This is a genomic window from Burkholderia sp. F1, from assembly GCF_050813845.1.
In the GTDB taxonomy this organism is placed as follows: Bacteria; Pseudomonadota; Gammaproteobacteria; order Burkholderiales; family Burkholderiaceae; genus Burkholderia; species Burkholderia ubonensis.
This window is the reverse complement of sequence record NZ_CP172421.1, coordinates 2,049,434-2,062,230: the sequence shown is the minus strand read 5'-3', so window position 1 is coordinate 2,062,230 and position 12,797 is coordinate 2,049,434. Positions and strand designations below refer to the sequence as shown.

17 protein-coding genes are annotated in these 12,797 nt (G+C 68.7%); 7 read left to right on the top strand and 10 right to left on the bottom strand.

The features are described from left to right. Window positions 1-28: 28 nt before the first annotated feature. Complete coding sequence (locus tag ACFIMZ_RS09790) at window positions 29-817, top strand: YhfC family intramembrane metalloprotease (protein WP_431819332.1); 789 nt, start codon at window positions 29-31, stop codon at window positions 815-817. A 13-nt stretch (window positions 818-830) separates the two neighbouring features. Then, the gene (locus ACFIMZ_RS09785) at window positions 831-1,193 is read left to right on the top strand and encodes a DUF3022 domain-containing protein (protein ID WP_431819331.1); all 363 of its coding nucleotides are present in this window, start codon (window positions 831-833) and stop codon (window positions 1,191-1,193) included. Between the two features lie 30 nt (window positions 1,194-1,223). Here ACFIMZ_RS09785 and ACFIMZ_RS09780 read toward each other — a convergent pair whose 3' ends face one another. Both ACFIMZ_RS09780 and ACFIMZ_RS09775 read right to left on the bottom strand, forming a co-directional pair. After that, window positions 1,224-1,658 carry a PGDYG domain-containing protein gene (locus ACFIMZ_RS09780; RefSeq protein ID WP_042584091.1) on the bottom strand — a complete coding sequence of 145 codons (435 nt, stop codon included), beginning with the start codon at window positions 1,656-1,658 and terminating at the stop codon, window positions 1,224-1,226. Window positions 1,659-1,786: 128 nt separating this feature from the next. Continuing rightward, window positions 1,787-2,275, bottom strand: coding sequence for a Spy/CpxP family protein refolding chaperone (locus ACFIMZ_RS09775; protein WP_431819330.1), 489 nt, complete (start codon window positions 2,273-2,275; stop codon window positions 1,787-1,789). A 274-nt stretch (window positions 2,276-2,549) separates the two neighbouring features. Here ACFIMZ_RS09775 and ACFIMZ_RS09770 point away from each other — a divergent pair, with 274 nt between their 5' ends. Next, a complete protein-coding gene (locus ACFIMZ_RS09770) occupies window positions 2,550-3,014 on the top strand; it encodes an Lrp/AsnC family transcriptional regulator (protein WP_042584089.1) in 465 nt (154 codons plus the stop codon). A gap of 9 nt (window positions 3,015-3,023) precedes the next feature. Here the strand turns inward: ACFIMZ_RS09770 and ACFIMZ_RS09765 are convergent, their stop codons facing one another. The 4 genes from ACFIMZ_RS09765 to ACFIMZ_RS09750 all read right to left on the bottom strand — a co-directional run bounded on the left by ACFIMZ_RS09765 (window position 3,024) and on the right by ACFIMZ_RS09750 (window position 6,445). Continuing rightward, window positions 3,024-4,460, bottom strand: a complete 1,437-nt coding sequence (locus ACFIMZ_RS09765; RefSeq protein WP_431819329.1) for a sensor histidine kinase — start codon at window positions 4,458-4,460, stop codon at window positions 3,024-3,026. Then, the gene (locus tag ACFIMZ_RS09760) at window positions 4,436-5,101 is read right to left on the bottom strand and encodes a response regulator transcription factor (protein ID WP_431819328.1); all 666 of its coding nucleotides are present in this window, start codon (window positions 5,099-5,101) and stop codon (window positions 4,436-4,438) included. Before ACFIMZ_RS09760 ends, ACFIMZ_RS09765 begins: the two co-directional genes overlap by 25 nt. An 82-nt stretch (window positions 5,102-5,183) precedes the next feature. Then, window positions 5,184-5,624: a hypothetical protein gene (locus ACFIMZ_RS09755; RefSeq protein ID WP_431819327.1), complete on the bottom strand. Its 441-nt coding sequence runs from the start codon at window positions 5,622-5,624 to the stop codon at window positions 5,184-5,186. Window positions 5,625-5,662: 38 nt separating this feature from the next. Then, complete coding sequence (locus tag ACFIMZ_RS09750; protein ID WP_431819326.1) at window positions 5,663-6,445, bottom strand: COG4705 family protein; 783 nt, start codon at window positions 6,443-6,445, stop codon at window positions 5,663-5,665. A gap of 246 nt (window positions 6,446-6,691) precedes the next feature. On the opposite strand from ACFIMZ_RS09750, the gene ACFIMZ_RS09745 reads away from it, so the two are divergent. After that, entirely contained in the window at window positions 6,692-7,792 is a 1,101-nt protein-coding gene (locus tag ACFIMZ_RS09745) for a saccharopine dehydrogenase C-terminal domain-containing protein (RefSeq protein WP_431819325.1), read from the top strand. Between the two features lie 74 nt (window positions 7,793-7,866). Here the strand turns inward: ACFIMZ_RS09745 and ACFIMZ_RS09740 are convergent, their stop codons facing one another. Together ACFIMZ_RS09740 and cydX are read right to left on the bottom strand one after the other, a co-directional pair. After that, window positions 7,867-8,481 carry an AAA family ATPase gene (locus ACFIMZ_RS09740; protein ID WP_431819324.1) on the bottom strand — a complete coding sequence of 205 codons (615 nt, stop codon included), beginning with the start codon at window positions 8,479-8,481 and terminating at the stop codon, window positions 7,867-7,869. Then, window positions 8,478-8,624, bottom strand: coding sequence for a cytochrome bd-I oxidase subunit CydX (gene cydX / locus ACFIMZ_RS09735; protein WP_431819323.1), 147 nt, complete (start codon window positions 8,622-8,624; stop codon window positions 8,478-8,480). Before cydX ends, ACFIMZ_RS09740 begins: the two co-directional genes overlap by 4 nt. A 201-nt stretch (window positions 8,625-8,825) precedes the next feature. Between cydX and corA the strand changes: the two genes are divergently transcribed. Next, window positions 8,826-9,803 (top strand): magnesium/cobalt transporter CorA, encoded by a 978-nt coding sequence (gene corA / locus ACFIMZ_RS09730; protein WP_431822468.1) that lies wholly within the window; start codon window positions 8,826-8,828, stop codon window positions 9,801-9,803. A 6-nt stretch (window positions 9,804-9,809) separates the two neighbouring features. Here the strand turns inward: corA and ACFIMZ_RS09725 are convergent, their stop codons facing one another. Together ACFIMZ_RS09725 and ACFIMZ_RS09720 are read right to left on the bottom strand one after the other, a co-directional pair. Next, window positions 9,810-10,097: a YciI-like protein gene (locus tag ACFIMZ_RS09725; RefSeq protein ID WP_059760979.1), complete on the bottom strand. Its 288-nt coding sequence runs from the start codon at window positions 10,095-10,097 to the stop codon at window positions 9,810-9,812. Window positions 10,098-10,369: 272 nt separating this feature from the next. Next, window positions 10,370-10,858 carry an adenosine-specific kinase gene (locus tag ACFIMZ_RS09720; RefSeq protein ID WP_431819322.1) on the bottom strand — a complete coding sequence of 163 codons (489 nt, stop codon included), beginning with the start codon at window positions 10,856-10,858 and terminating at the stop codon, window positions 10,370-10,372. A gap of 145 nt (window positions 10,859-11,003) precedes the next feature. On the opposite strand from ACFIMZ_RS09720, the gene ACFIMZ_RS09715 reads away from it, so the two are divergent. Together ACFIMZ_RS09715 and ACFIMZ_RS09710 are read left to right on the top strand one after the other, a co-directional pair. Then, complete coding sequence (locus ACFIMZ_RS09715) at window positions 11,004-11,978, top strand: cysteine synthase A (protein ID WP_059716155.1); 975 nt, start codon at window positions 11,004-11,006, stop codon at window positions 11,976-11,978. Between the two features lie 101 nt (window positions 11,979-12,079). After that, window positions 12,080-12,565, top strand: a complete 486-nt coding sequence (locus ACFIMZ_RS09710; RefSeq protein ID WP_431819321.1) for an aminoacyl-tRNA deacylase — start codon at window positions 12,080-12,082, stop codon at window positions 12,563-12,565. Window positions 12,566-12,797: the final 232 nt, after the last annotated feature.

Genomic DNA, 12,797 nt, shown 5'->3' with positions numbered 1-12,797 from the left:
AGGTGCGCTGCCCCGAACAAGGATTCACATGACTGTCTCCCCCATCACGCTGGCGCTGCTGATCGCCGCCACGCTGATCCTCGCACTGCTGCCGCTCGTCCTTTACCGCATCTTGCGCAAGCCGCTGTCGCTCGACAGGCGCGACGCGATCGTCGGCGTCGCCGCGTTCACGCTGTTCGCGATGGTCGTCGAACGCGCGTTTCATGGGGTCGTGCTGAGCCAGGCGTCCGCCGGCGGCTGGCTGACGCAGCCGCTCGCGTTCGTCGCGTACGGCGCGCTCACGGCCGGCGTGTTCGAGGAGGTCGGGCGCTATCTCGGGATGCGCTTCCTGAGCCGCCGCTACGGCGCGACGGCCGGCGACGGCCGCGCGATCGGCTACGGGCTCGGTCATGGCGGCGCGGAAGCGTGGTTCATCGGCGTGCTCGTCTGGGGGCAGTGGATCTACCTCGCATGGCTCGCGAATCACGGCCAGCTCGACGCGCAGCTCGCGGGGCTGCCGGGCGATGCCGTGCTGCGTCTGCACGTGATGCTGGCGACGCTGTCGGCGCCGTCGATCGCGATGCTGCTGCTCGAGCGCGTCGCGGCGTTCGCGCTGCAGGTCGCGCTGTCGATGCTGATGTGGCGGGGCATGCGCGCCGGGTGGCGCGGCGTGCTGCCGCTCGCGATCGCGCTGCACGCGCTCGCGTACGTGCCGGGGATGCTCTATCAGGTCCGCATCCTGCCTGCGGCGTGGACCGAAGCGTGGCATTTCGTGCTGGCCGCGCTGCTGATCGGCGTGCTGGTGAAGCTCTGCCGGCCGTCGCGCGCGGCGGCCTGACGGGAGGCGTGAGATGGATGACTATCTGATCGAATGCGAAAGCGCGGAATTCAATGCATTCGCGCGCGTGATCTGCGAGCTGTTCCCGGAGCAGACCCGTTTCGTCGAGAGCCGCGACGAACGCGGCCGCTTCCTGTCCGTGCACTGGCTCGCGATGCGCTTCGGCGCGACGCCGAAACGGATGACGCTCGACGTGCGCATCGCACCGGCCGCGCTCGCGCGCTATCTGGCGATGAGGCCGATGCAGCGCGCGCGCAGCCACGCGGTGCTGCATGCGTATGTGGAAGCGATGCTGGGTTCGCTCGAAGAGCGCCATGCGGCGGGCGAAGCGGTGTCGCGCGACGCGGAGATCGCGCTCGACGAAGAGTTTGCTTGAGCGCAGCGTCGTCGCCGGCGCCCCGAGCCGTCAGCCGGCGTCGCGGTAGACCTGCGCGAAGCGCTGCGCCTGCACGACGCCATAGTCGCCGGGCGCATACTGCATCACCCAGTCGCCCGCGACGCCGCGCAGCGTGTCACCGTTCGCGGAACGCGCGATCGTGAACGGCTCGTCCATGCGCTTCGCGAGGACCACCGCCGGCCGGTTCCTGTAAGCGCCGGGCTCGCCGTGCGCGAGCGCCGGATCGGCCGGCAGGTATTTCGCGTCGAAGCGCGCGCGCGACACGACCCAGCGGTCGCCGGTCGAGCCGGTGATCAGCGCGTCGCCGGCCACGTAGCGGTTCGGGCCTTCGAGGCTCATCAGTTCGCCGTCCCCGGCCGCGAAGGCGACCGCGACGGTCTCGTCCTTGACGACGCGCCGGGCCTGCGGATCGGTGCCGAGATCGAGTTGCTTGAGTTCTAGCATGGCGAAGAAATGCGGGAAAAGCCTGGAGCTTATCCCGAAATCGGCGCGCTGTGAAATCGGCGCCGTTCGCCGGCGGAAGCCGCGCAGCCGTCCGGCCCGCCGCGGGCGGGCCGGCTGCGCGTGACGCGTCAGGGCTTCGCGGGGGCGCTCGCGGCCGCGCCGGGCGCCGCCTTGGCCTTGCCGCGCGGCTCGCCGCCGTGGTGCAGCCCGCTGCGGAACGTCGTGTCGGCCAGCGCCTTCTGGTCGGCCGGGAAGCTCGCGTACAGCGGCCCGAACGCGTCGGCCAGCTTCTTCGCGCCGTCGGCGTTGGCCTGCGCAAGTTCCGCGTACTGCTTCATGTCGTCGATCGCGGATGCGTTGCGGCTTTCCATCCGCTGACGGTACAGGCGGGCCATCGTTTCGCCGTTCGCGCGCATCGTGTCGGCGAAGGTCTTCCACTGCGGCTCCTGCGCGGGCGTGATCTTCAGCTGGTTGTGCAGGTACGTGATGCGTTCCTCGAGGCGCGTCTCGTGGCGGGCGGCGGCCGGCTGCGCGGGCGCCTGCGGTTGCGTCTGCGTCTGCGCGAACGCGCCGGTCGCAAGCATGAGCGCAGCGAGGGTGAGCGAAATTTTCTTCATGGTGGCTCTCCGGGTAGTGTCGTGCGAACGGGCGCGGGCGCTTCTGCGGCGCACGCGCGTCTCGCGTCGCAGCGTATTAGTAGCACGCCGCACGGCGTGCGGCAGCCAATGCGACACTTGCTTACATCCGATACGAATCGATATCGTCGCGTAACCGTCCGGCGGGGCCGTCCGCCGTCGCCGATGCACGCGCCGGTTGGGCGTGCGTGCGTTCGGCGCTATCATCCCGTCACCTTCCCATCCGAACGCGCTTCGCGCGCGTGCCTCAAGCCTCATGCGTCCACCTCGCCTCGACCAACTCGACGACCTCGACCGGCAACTCGTCGCGCTGCTGCAAGCCGATGCGCGCGCGAGCGTCGCGGATCTCGCGCGCCAGCTCGACGTCGCGCGCACGACGGTCGTCGCGCGCATCGCGCGGCTCGAGCGGACCAACGTGATCGCGGGCTACAGCGTGCGGCTCGGGCAGGACGTGCTCGACGCGAGCATCTACGCGTATGTCGGCATCATCCTCGCGCCGAAGTACGGCAAGGACGTGCTGAAGAAGCTCGACCGGATGCCCGAAGTGCAGCTGCTGTGCGCGGTGAGCGGCGAATACGACTACGTCGCGTGGCTGCGCGCCGATTCGCCGGAGCGGCTCAACGACCTGCTCGACCAGATCGGCGCGCTCGAAGGCGTCGAGCGCACGACGACGTCGATCATCCTGTCGCGCAAGATCGACCGCGGCACGATCGGCGGGTGATGCGCGCGGTCAGCGGGTTCGGCGCTCGTCGTCCGGCGGCGTGATGCCGGCCGCGGGCGGCCTGTCGTGTCGGACCTCGGCCGGCGCCGCGCGCGGCGGCCGGTCGTGTGGAATCCGCAGCTCGACGCGCAGCCCGCGGCATTGCCGTTCGTCCGCATACGCGAGCGTGACGCCCGCGCCCATCCGGTCGGCGATCGTCTTCACGATCGACAGGCCGAGCCCCGAGCCGATCTGTTCGTTGCCGGGCACCCGGTAGAAAGGATCGAATACGCGCTCGCGCTCGTGCGGCGCAATGCCCGGCCCGGTATCCGTGACCGTCAGGACCACGTGCGACGCCGTCGCCTGCGTCGACAGGTCGACGCGGCCGCCGCGCGGCGTATAGCGGATCGCGTTGTCCACGAGGTTCTTGACCAGCGACGCCAGCTCGAATTCGTCGACGCATGCGCGGGCGTCAGGGCCTTCCTCGACGCCGATGTCGAGCGCCTTCGCTTCCGCGAGCGGAATCAGGTCTTCCAGCACGCGGCGATAGACCGCCTGCACGGACACGGGGCCGTGCGCCGTTGCCGGTGCGCTCTGCACCCGTGCGAGCGCAAGCAGCTGCTCGATCAGGTTGCGGCTGCGATCGAGCCCGCCGCGCAACGCCGCGAGGCGGGCGCGCGCATCGGCCGGCAGGTCGGTGGCGGCGAGCCGCTCGGCCTGCAGCGACATGGCCGTGAGCGGCGAGCGCAATTCGTGCGCGGCATCGGCGACGAAGCGGCGCTGCGCGTCGACCGACTGCGCGACGCGTCCCAGCATCCGGTTGATTGCGACGACGAACGGCCGCACCTCGACCGGCACATGCCCGGCCGGCACCGGCCGCAGGTCGTGCTCGTCGCGCGCATCGATGCCGGCCGACAGCGCCGCGACCGGGAGGAACAGCTTGCGCACGAGATCGGCGACGAGCAGCAGCAGGATCGGCACGAGGATCAGGAGCGGCAGCGCGGTGCGCCACGCGCTTTCGCGCGCGACGTCGTCGCGCATGCCGGCTTCCTGCGCGACCGCGATGCGCTCGCCGTTCGCGAGCGTGTGGACCATCACGCGATACGGCTTGCCGCCGGCCTCGAGCGTATGCAGCCCGTCGGCGAGCGTGGCCGGCAATGCGAGCCGCGGCTCGCCGACGGCGGCCGGCGGCGCATCGCCGCCGAGCGGCTGCACGATCACGCGCGACAGCTCGTCGCTTTCGCGCGCGTGCCCGGCGCCGGCGGCGGGGGGCGACGGCGCGCGCTGACGGTCGAGCAGCGTCGCGACTTCGCGCAGCACGTCGTCCTGCAGTTCGTGGGCTTCGTCGAACGCCGACGAGAACGCGAATGCGGCCGCGACCGTCGCGACGACCAGGATCGCGACCGACAGCGCCGCCGACAGGCGAAACCGGATCGACTCGCTCAGGCGCTTCTTGAAACCATCCATCCCACGCCCCTGACGTTCTTGATGACGGTGCTGCCGAGCTTGCGGCGCAGCGAGTGAATCAGGAATTCGACCGCATTGCTCTCGACTTCCTCTCCCCAGCCGTAAAGGCGGTCCTCGAGCTCGCGCCGCGACAGGATCGCGCCCGGGCGCACCAGCAGCGCGCGCAGCAGCGAGAACTCGCGATTCGACAGCTGCACCGGCGCACGTCCGTCGACGGCGGCTTCGCGCGTCGCCGGGTCGAGCGACACGATGCCATTGCTTAGCACCGGCGCGGCCGAGCCGGCCTGGCGCCGGATCGCGACGCGGATCCGCGCGAGCAGCTCGGCCATTTCGAACGGTTTCACGATGTAGTCGTCGGCGCCGCCGTCGAGGCCGCGCAGGCGGTCGTCGAGACCGTCGCGCGCGGTGACGACGATCAGCGGCGCGGTGGCGTCCTGCGCGCGGATGCCGGCCAGCACGTCGAGGCCGTCGCGGCCGGGCAGGCCGAGATCGAGCAGGACCAGGTCGTAATGCTGCGCCGCGAACGCGGTCAACGCGCGCGCGCCGTCCGTCACCCAATCGGTCGCATACGACGCGTCCTTCAGCGCGGCATGGACCGCGTCGCCGATCATCGGGTCGTCTTCGACCAGCAGTATTCGCATGCGTGCTCTCCATGCTGCGCAAACGCCGCCAGCGTATGCGATTCCCGGCCGCGCGTCACGCGCCGCGCGCACCGGGTGGGGGTCACTTGCCGCCGAACCGGTCGAAGGTCGCGAGCAGGTCCTTCATCGCGGCGGCCGAATCGGCCTGGGTCGGATGATCGGCGCGCAGCGCGGCGAGCGCGCGGTCGATCGCCTTGTCGACCACGTGCCAGTCGTCGGCGGCGCGCGGCTTCAGGCCGGCCTCGGCCGAGTCCCACGCGATCTCGAGATCCTTGATGCGGGTTTTCGCGCCGGGCAGGTCGCCCTTGCCGACCCGCGCGTTCACGTCGGCGGCGATCGTGCGGAACGCCGACAGGTCGCCGAGCTTCGTTGCGCCGGCGACGGCGGATGACGAAGCGGCGGGCGCGGGCGCCGGGGTCGACGCATTCGCGTCCTGATGCTTCGAGCAGCCGGCGGCGACGCTCAGCGCGGCCGCCGCGGCCGCGGCGAGGGCGAGACGGGAAATGGAATCCGGAATGCGCATGATGTGTCCTCGAGTCGATGAACGGAAACGGTTGGGATTCAGTCGGCGGCGTCGGCCGGCGTGCGCTGGCCGAGGCCAAACTGCGCGGCGGCGACGAGCAGCACGATCACGGTCAGGAACAGCAGGCTCGTCCACGCGGCGCCGATGCCGAGCCCGCCGTACGTGCGGGCCTGCGTGAGCAGGTCGCCGAGCGACGCGCCGAACGGCCGCGTGAGGATGTACGCGATCCAGAACGCGAGGACCGCGTTGGCGCCGAGCCGCCACGTCGCGAACACGGCCGCGATCAGTGCGCCGAAGCACAGCGCGCCGACCGTGAAGCCGAGGCCGAGCGCCTCGGTCGCGAGATCGCCCGCGGCGGTGCCGAGCGCGAACGTGCAGAGGATCGCCGCCCAATAGAACAGCTCGCGTCGCGGCGTGACGATCGTGTCGATCGACAGCGTGCCCTCGACGCGATGCCAGACGAAGAAGATCGCGGCGAGTGCGACCGCGAACGCGGCGGTGCTCGCATACAGGCTGACGCCCAGCCCGTCGGTGAGCAGGTCGGTGATCTGCGTGCCGACGATGCTGACCAGCACGACCGTGAGCCAGTAGACCCACGGCACGTAGCGGCGCGTGCGCAATTGCAGCCACAGCGCGATCGCGAGCAGCGACGCCATCGCGATGCGAGTGACGGCCTGGCCAAGGCCCGCGTTGACCGCGAGAAAGTCCGCGCCGGTTTCGCCGACCGTGGTCGACATGATCTTGATGATCCAGAACGACAGCGCGACGTCGGGCACCTTGTTCAGCCAGTGCGGCGCGCGATGGACGGATGGGGTTTGCATGCCGAAGCCTCCTTGGAGTCGGGTGATCGGCAAGCAGTCTGACGCGGGAAACTTAGGCGACCCATAGCGCGGCCGGCGGGACTGAAACGGCGTGTTTCGACGAATCGACGAAATGTGACGTCATAACGTCGAACATACCCGCCGTTTCGCATCATTCTTCGTCTTGGAACTGATTTTGCTCATCCCTAGACTGTGTGCATGGCTCAACGCCGTACACAACACAACCCATCATCAGGAGATAAGCGCATGAAAATCGCCATCGTCGGCGCAGGTCTGATCGGCCACACCATTGCTCACATGCTGCGTGAAACCGGCGACTACGAAGTCGTCGCGTTCGATCGCGACGCGGATGCGCTCGCGAAGCTGTCGCGCGAAGGCATCGCGACGCAGCGTGTCGATTCGGCCGACGCGAATGCGATCCGCGAAGCGGTCAAGGGCTTCGATGCGCTCGTCAACGCGCTGCCGTACTACCTCGCGGTCAACGTCGCGGCCGCCGCGAAGGCCGCGGGCGTCCATTACTTCGACCTGACCGAGGACGTGCGCGCGACGCACGCGATCCGCGAGCTGGCCGACGGTTCCGATCGCGCGTTCATGCCGCAGTGCGGCCTCGCGCCGGGCTTCATCGGCATCGCCGCGCACGAGCTCGTGAACGGCTTCACCGAGGTGCGCGACGTGAAGATGCGCGTAGGCGCCTTGCCCGAGTATCCGACCAACGCGCTGAAGTACAATCTGACGTGGAGCGTCGACGGCCTGATCAACGAATACTGCCAGCCGTGCGAGGCGATCCGCGACGGCCGCAAGCAGTGGGTGCAGCCGCTCGAAGGCCTCGAGCACTTCTCGCTCGACGGCACCGAATACGAAGCGTTCAACACGTCGGGCGGCCTCGGCACGCTGTGCGAGACGCTGTCGGGCAAGGTCGAGACGCTCGACTACAAGTCGGTGCGCTACCCGGGCCACCGCGACCTCGTGCAGTTCCTGCTCGAGGACCTGCGCCTGTCGACCGACCGCGACACGCTGAAGTCGATCATGCGCCGCGCGGTGCCGTCGACCAAGCAGGACGTCGTGCTCGTGTTCGTCACGGTGACGGGCGTGAAGGACGGCCAGCTGGTGCAGGACGTGTTCACGCGCAAGATCTTCGCGAAGGACGTGTGCGGGATGCATATGAGCGCGATCCAGATCACGACGGCCGGCGCGATGTGCGCGGTGCTGGACCTGTTCCGCGAGAAGAAGCTGCCGCAGCACGGCTTCATCCCGCAGGAGAAGGTGTCGCTGAAGGCGTTCCTCGCGAACCGCTTCGGCAAGCTGTACGACGGCGGCACGATGGAGCGCGTGCACGCGCTGGCCTGAATGGCCTGACGTCGGCGCACGACGCCGGGGGCGCCATGCGCCGCCCGGCGTTTTTTTTCATGCGGCGGAAGCGTTCAGGCGGGCAGCGGCGGGACGCGCGGAGCCTGCGGCGGCGGAACGATCCGCGCCAGCAATGCAGCGACGTCCGCATCGGTCGCCGTGGTGTTGTCGAACATCACGAGCCCGTCGCATTCGGCGCCGGTCGGCACGAAGCGGCGCTGCCGGTATTCGTCCCAGTGCGTGAGCTTGTACGCGTCGTTCGGGTTGCCGCGCGCGACGATCCGCTGGTGCGCGACGTCTTCCGACGTATAGACCCAGACGACCGTCAGCGTGACCTCGGGGCCGATGCCGAGCCATGCGCGGTCGAAGATGCGCCGGTCGCGCACCTCGCGCGACAGCGGGCCGACGACGAGCGCGCCGATACCGAGCGCGAGGTTCTCGCGCGCGGTGTCGAGCAGGCCCTGGTATTCGGGATCGCGCAGATGCTTCAGGTAGAGCGGGCTGTCGCGGTCGTTCGGGTCGTGGGTGAGGGCGCCCATCGCCGCCGAACTGTAGCGGCCGTACAGCGTGTCCTTGTCGAGCAGGCAGAAGGCCTCGCCGGTTGCGCGCATCAGCGGCCCGATGAGCCGTTTCGCGAGCGTGGTCTTGCCGGTGCCGGCGTGGCCGCAGAAGAACACCAGATGCGTCACGAGGGCGTGCTCCCCGATCCGGGCCGCTTGGCGCCGTTGAGCTTCGGGTCGCGCGGATAGACTTCCGCTTCCAGCCACATCGCGTTGATGATGCCGAAGCCGAGCGCAACGCCGATGCCGAGTATCCACGAGAAATACCACATGGGTCTGTCTCCTTGACGCTGAGGTGATGAAGCCGCGCGGCCGGGCCGCGGGCGGGCGTGTGGGTGCGCACCCGCGCATGCTGCGGCGCACGCAGCCCGATCATGACCAATAACGGCGCGCGGCGCAAGCCGCGCCGAAGCGGGACCGGACCTGCGACAAACCGGTAAACTGCCGGGCGAAACCGCAACATGATGGACACCATGCTGATCAACTGCGCTGCATACCAGGACGGCCGCAAGCTGGCCGACATCGACATCGACGTCATCAGCGAATACGTATCGAAGCCCGAATGCTTCGTGTGGGTCGCGTTGAAAGACCCGACGCCGGAAGAGATCGAACTGATGGGCGAGGAATTCGGGCTGCACGAGCTTGCGCTCGAGGATGCCCGCAAGGGCCATCAGCGGCCGAAGATCGAGGAATACGGCGACTCGCTGTTCGCGGTGCTGCACACGGTCGAGTTCGACAAGGACGGCGAATTCGGCGTCGGCGAGCTGAACGTGTTCGTCGGGCCGAACTACGTGCTGTCGATCCGCAATCACACCGAGCAGGATTTCCGCGCGGTGCGCACGCGCTGCGAGCGCGAGCCGCATCTGCTGCAGGAAGGCTCGGCGTTCGTGTTCTACGCGCTGATGGACCAGGTCGTCGACCGCTATTTCCCGGTCCTCGAAACGCTCGGCAACGAACTCGAGGCGCTCGAGGACCGCATCTTCGCGAAGGCGACGCCGGCGGCGTCACGCGCGATCATCGAGGACCTGTATTCGCTGAAGCGCCGGCTCGTGATGCTGCACCAGCACACGGCGCCGCTGCTCGAGCCGCTCGCGAAGCTGACGGGCGGGCGCATCCCGCAGGTCTGCAGCGGGATGGAGCATTACTTCCGCGACGTGTACGACCACCTGCAGCGGATCGTGAGGACGATCGAGGGGCGGCGCGAGATGGTCGTGACGGCGGTCCAGGTCAATCTCGGGATGATCTCGCTCGCGGAGAGCGAGGTGACCAAGCGGCTCGGCTCGTTCGCCGCGCTGTTCGCGATTCCGACGATGATCGCCGGCATCTACGGGATGAACTTCAACAACATTCCCGAGCTGCACTGGACCTATGGCTTCTACGGCTGCATCGGCGTGATGGCCGTGGCCGATTTCGCGTTGTGGTGGCGCTTCAGGCGGGCAGGGTGGCTGTAGCCCGCGCTAGCGCGGCGCGTGCTTGCCGACCACGACGCGCCACGGACGCACGCGCCACGACTTGACGAGGCCGTTCTGCACGTAAGGATCGGCGCGCGCGAACGATTCGGCCACTTCGGCCGAGTCTCCCTCGAAGACGAGCACGGCCTGGTCGGCCGGGTCCGAGAACGCGCCCGCGAGCACCAGTTCGCCGCGCTCGGTGGCGGCGTGCGCGAGCGCGAGATGCTCGGCACGGAAGGGCTCGCGCCGCGACAGGTAGTCGTCGACGAGTTCGTAGATCAACTGGTAATGCATGCGTCGCTCCCGGAAGAATCGGCCACGGACGCCGCCGTTGCGCCGGCGCGGCCGCGTTTCAATCTGCGGGCAAGTATAGGACACGCGCACGGTTGTCGCGCGATGCCGGAATGCGCGCCGTGCATCTCGCTAAATCGCAACTAACGGTCAAGTTTTCGACCGCCGCCGAATCCTGACGCGTCATCGCTCGGCCAGGTCAGCAGCGCTCGCAGGAGCGGAGGGGACGCCCGAGCGCCCGTGCGGGCCCGAAGCAGACCCGCGGCGAATCCCGCCTACGCCTTGTATCCGATGGTGCGCAGCAGCTCCTTGCGCCAGCGCACGTCGTCGTCGTTTTCGACGCCGAGCGGCGCAAAGCCGTCGACGACGCCGATGATGCCGCGGCCCTGCGCGGTTTCCGCGACGATCACCTCGGTCGGGTTCGCGGTCGCGCAATAGATCCGGCAGACCTCCGGCACGGCCTTGATTGCGTTCAGCACGTTGACCGGGTAGAAGCCGTCGCCGAGCAGCACGATGAAGGCGTGACCGGCGCCGATCGCGGTGGCGTTGCGGGACGCGAGCTCGACCAGGTCCGGATCGGTGCCGGAGCGCCGCACGAGCCGCTTGCCCGACGCCTCGCAGAACGCGAGGCCGAAGCGGATGCCGGGCACGGTGCCGACGAGCGCCTCGTGGATGTCCTCGACGGACTTGATGAAATGCGTCTGGCCGAGAATGAAGTTCATCGTCTCGGGCTTGTGGACGGTCACGGTGTGCAATTGCAGCATGGCGGACCTCGTCTGGGGCGATGCGGCGCGGGCGTCGCGGATGGGCTCTCCAAGCTTAGTACGCGATCGCCGGCGGCGAAAGCGGGCGGCGGCGCGGCGTCCTATCCTTCGTTGTGTGCGGGTTGGGCGCGCGACGGAGGCGGACATGGACGTGCGACAAGGTTTCGTCGACTGCGTGGGGCGCACGCCGCTGATCCGGCTGGCGAAGCTCAGCGCGGAGACCGGCTGCGAGATCCTGGGCAAGGCGGAATTCATGAACCCGGGCGGTTCCGTGAAGGACCGCGCGGCGCTCTACATCATCCGCGACGCCGAGCAGCGCGGCGTGCTGACGCCGGGCGGCACCGTCGTCGAAGGGACGGCGGGCAACACCGGCATCGGTCTCGCGCACATCTGCGCGGCGCGCGGCTATCGCTGCGTGATCGTGATACCGGAAACGCAATCGCCGGAGAAGATGGAGATCCTGCGCACGCTCGGCGCGGAGGTGCGGCCGGTGCCGGCGGTGCCGTACCGCGACCCGAACAATTATCAGAAGATTGCCGGCCGGCTCGCGGACGAGCTCGACAACGCGGTGTGGGCCAACCAGTTCGACAACCTCGTCAACCGGCAGGCGCACTACGAGACGACCGGGCCGGAAATCTGGCGCGACACGGCGGGCACGGTCGATGCGTTCGTGTGCGCGACCGGCACGGGCGGCACGCTGGCCGGCGTGAGCCGCTACCTGAAGGAGCAGGACCCGGAGATCCGGATCGTGCTCGCCGACCCGCACGGCAGCGGCCTCTACAGCCACGTGAAAACGGGCGAGATCAAGGCGGAAGGCAGCTCGATCACCGAAGGCATCGGCTCGACGCGCATCACCGCGAATCTCGCCGGCGCGCCGATCGACGACGCGGTGCGCATCGACGACGTGCAGTGCGTGACGATGGTCTACCGGCTGCTGCGCGAGGAGGGGCTGTACGTCGGCGGATCGAGCGGCATCAACGTCGCGGCGGCGGTCTGGCTCGCACGCCGGATGGGGCCGGGACACACGATCGTGACGCTGCTGTGCGATCGCGGCGACATCTATCGCGCGCGGCTGTTCAACCGCGCATGGCTGCGCGAGAAGGGTCTGGAGCCGGCGTGACGACGAGGTGCAACGGGATTTTCCATTCGTGCGATTGCGACCTATGCTGAACGAATCCGGTGCGAACGCCGTTCGCCCGATTCGTTCAGACGAGGTGTGCCATGTCCATGTCTGCGACCCTGCAGGACTGCCTGCGCCAGAAGTCCTCGCGGTACGAAGTCGTGTACCACCCCTATAGCCATACGAGCATGGAGACCGCCGCCGCCGCGCATATCCCCGGCGATCGCCTCGCGAAAACCGTGCTGCTCGAAGACGACGACGGCTACGTCGCGGCCGTGCTGCCGACGACGCACGCGGTGCGCTTGTCCGATCTTTGGGCGAAGACCGGCCGGCATCTCGTGCTCGCGAAGGAGCTCGAGTTGCGCGAGCTGTTCAAGGACTGCGATGCGGGCGCGCTGCCGCCGGTCTGCATGGCCTACGGCATGCAGACGTTCCTCGAGGAAAATCTGGCGTTGCAGCCGGAAGTCTATTTCGAGGCCGGCGACCACGAAGCGCTGATCCACATGACGCAGGACGAGTTCCTGTCCCTGATGGAAACCGCCGAGCGCGCGCATTTCTCGCACCGGATGCAGGGCATGGTGTCTTGAGCGGCAGCCGGCGCGGGCGATCGTCGTCGGCCGTCATGGCGGCCGACGACGGGCGCGACACGATGCATCGATTCAGGTCGCGCGCCTGACGGGCGGGTGCGCGCGCGTGAACGCGCGCCGGATCGACTGCACCCCTGAGCCTCCGGCCGGGAACCGTTCGTGCTTCCCGCCTTTTCTCGATTCGGACTCCTCTTCCTGTCTTTGTTCCGCCGCCGCTGTCTCGGCATCGCGA

What these genes read in the sequence shown, in the direction of transcription:
- ACFIMZ_RS09785 (WP_431819331.1), top strand. Translation starts at nt 831, where the DNA reads ATGGATGACTATCTGATCGAATGCGAAAGCGCGGAATTCAATGCATTC.
- ACFIMZ_RS09725 (WP_059760979.1), bottom strand. Translation starts at nt 10,097, where the DNA reads ATGCATTACCAGTTGATCTACGAACTCGTCGACGACTACCTGTCGCGG.
- cydX (WP_431819323.1), bottom strand. Translation starts at nt 8,624, where the DNA reads ATGTGGTATTTCTCGTGGATACTCGGCATCGGCGTTGCGCTCGGCTTC.
- ACFIMZ_RS09760 (WP_431819328.1), bottom strand. Translation starts at nt 5,101, where the DNA reads ATGCGAATACTGCTGGTCGAAGACGACCCGATGATCGGCGACGCGGTC.
- ACFIMZ_RS09755 (WP_431819327.1), bottom strand. Translation starts at nt 5,624, where the DNA reads ATGCGCATTCCGGATTCCATTTCCCGTCTCGCCCTCGCCGCGGCCGCG.
- ACFIMZ_RS09770 (WP_042584089.1), top strand. Translation starts at nt 2,550, where the DNA reads ATGCGTCCACCTCGCCTCGACCAACTCGACGACCTCGACCGGCAACTC.
- ACFIMZ_RS09715 (WP_059716155.1), top strand. Translation starts at nt 11,004, where the DNA reads ATGGACGTGCGACAAGGTTTCGTCGACTGCGTGGGGCGCACGCCGCTG.
- ACFIMZ_RS09710 (WP_431819321.1), top strand. Translation starts at nt 12,080, where the DNA reads ATGTCCATGTCTGCGACCCTGCAGGACTGCCTGCGCCAGAAGTCCTCG.
- ACFIMZ_RS09775 (WP_431819330.1), bottom strand. Translation starts at nt 2,275, where the DNA reads ATGAAGAAAATTTCGCTCACCCTCGCTGCGCTCATGCTTGCGACCGGC.
- ACFIMZ_RS09750 (WP_431819326.1), bottom strand. Translation starts at nt 6,445, where the DNA reads ATGCAAACCCCATCCGTCCATCGCGCGCCGCACTGGCTGAACAAGGTG.
- ACFIMZ_RS09720 (WP_431819322.1), bottom strand. Translation starts at nt 10,858, where the DNA reads ATGCTGCAATTGCACACCGTGACCGTCCACAAGCCCGAGACGATGAAC.
- ACFIMZ_RS09790 (WP_431819332.1), top strand. Translation starts at nt 29, where the DNA reads ATGACTGTCTCCCCCATCACGCTGGCGCTGCTGATCGCCGCCACGCTG.
- corA (WP_431822468.1), top strand. Translation starts at nt 8,826, where the DNA reads ATGCTGATCAACTGCGCTGCATACCAGGACGGCCGCAAGCTGGCCGAC.
- ACFIMZ_RS09780 (WP_042584091.1), bottom strand. Translation starts at nt 1,658, where the DNA reads ATGCTAGAACTCAAGCAACTCGATCTCGGCACCGATCCGCAGGCCCGG.
- ACFIMZ_RS09745 (WP_431819325.1), top strand. Translation starts at nt 6,692, where the DNA reads ATGAAAATCGCCATCGTCGGCGCAGGTCTGATCGGCCACACCATTGCT.
- ACFIMZ_RS09765 (WP_431819329.1), bottom strand. Translation starts at nt 4,460, where the DNA reads ATGGATGGTTTCAAGAAGCGCCTGAGCGAGTCGATCCGGTTTCGCCTG.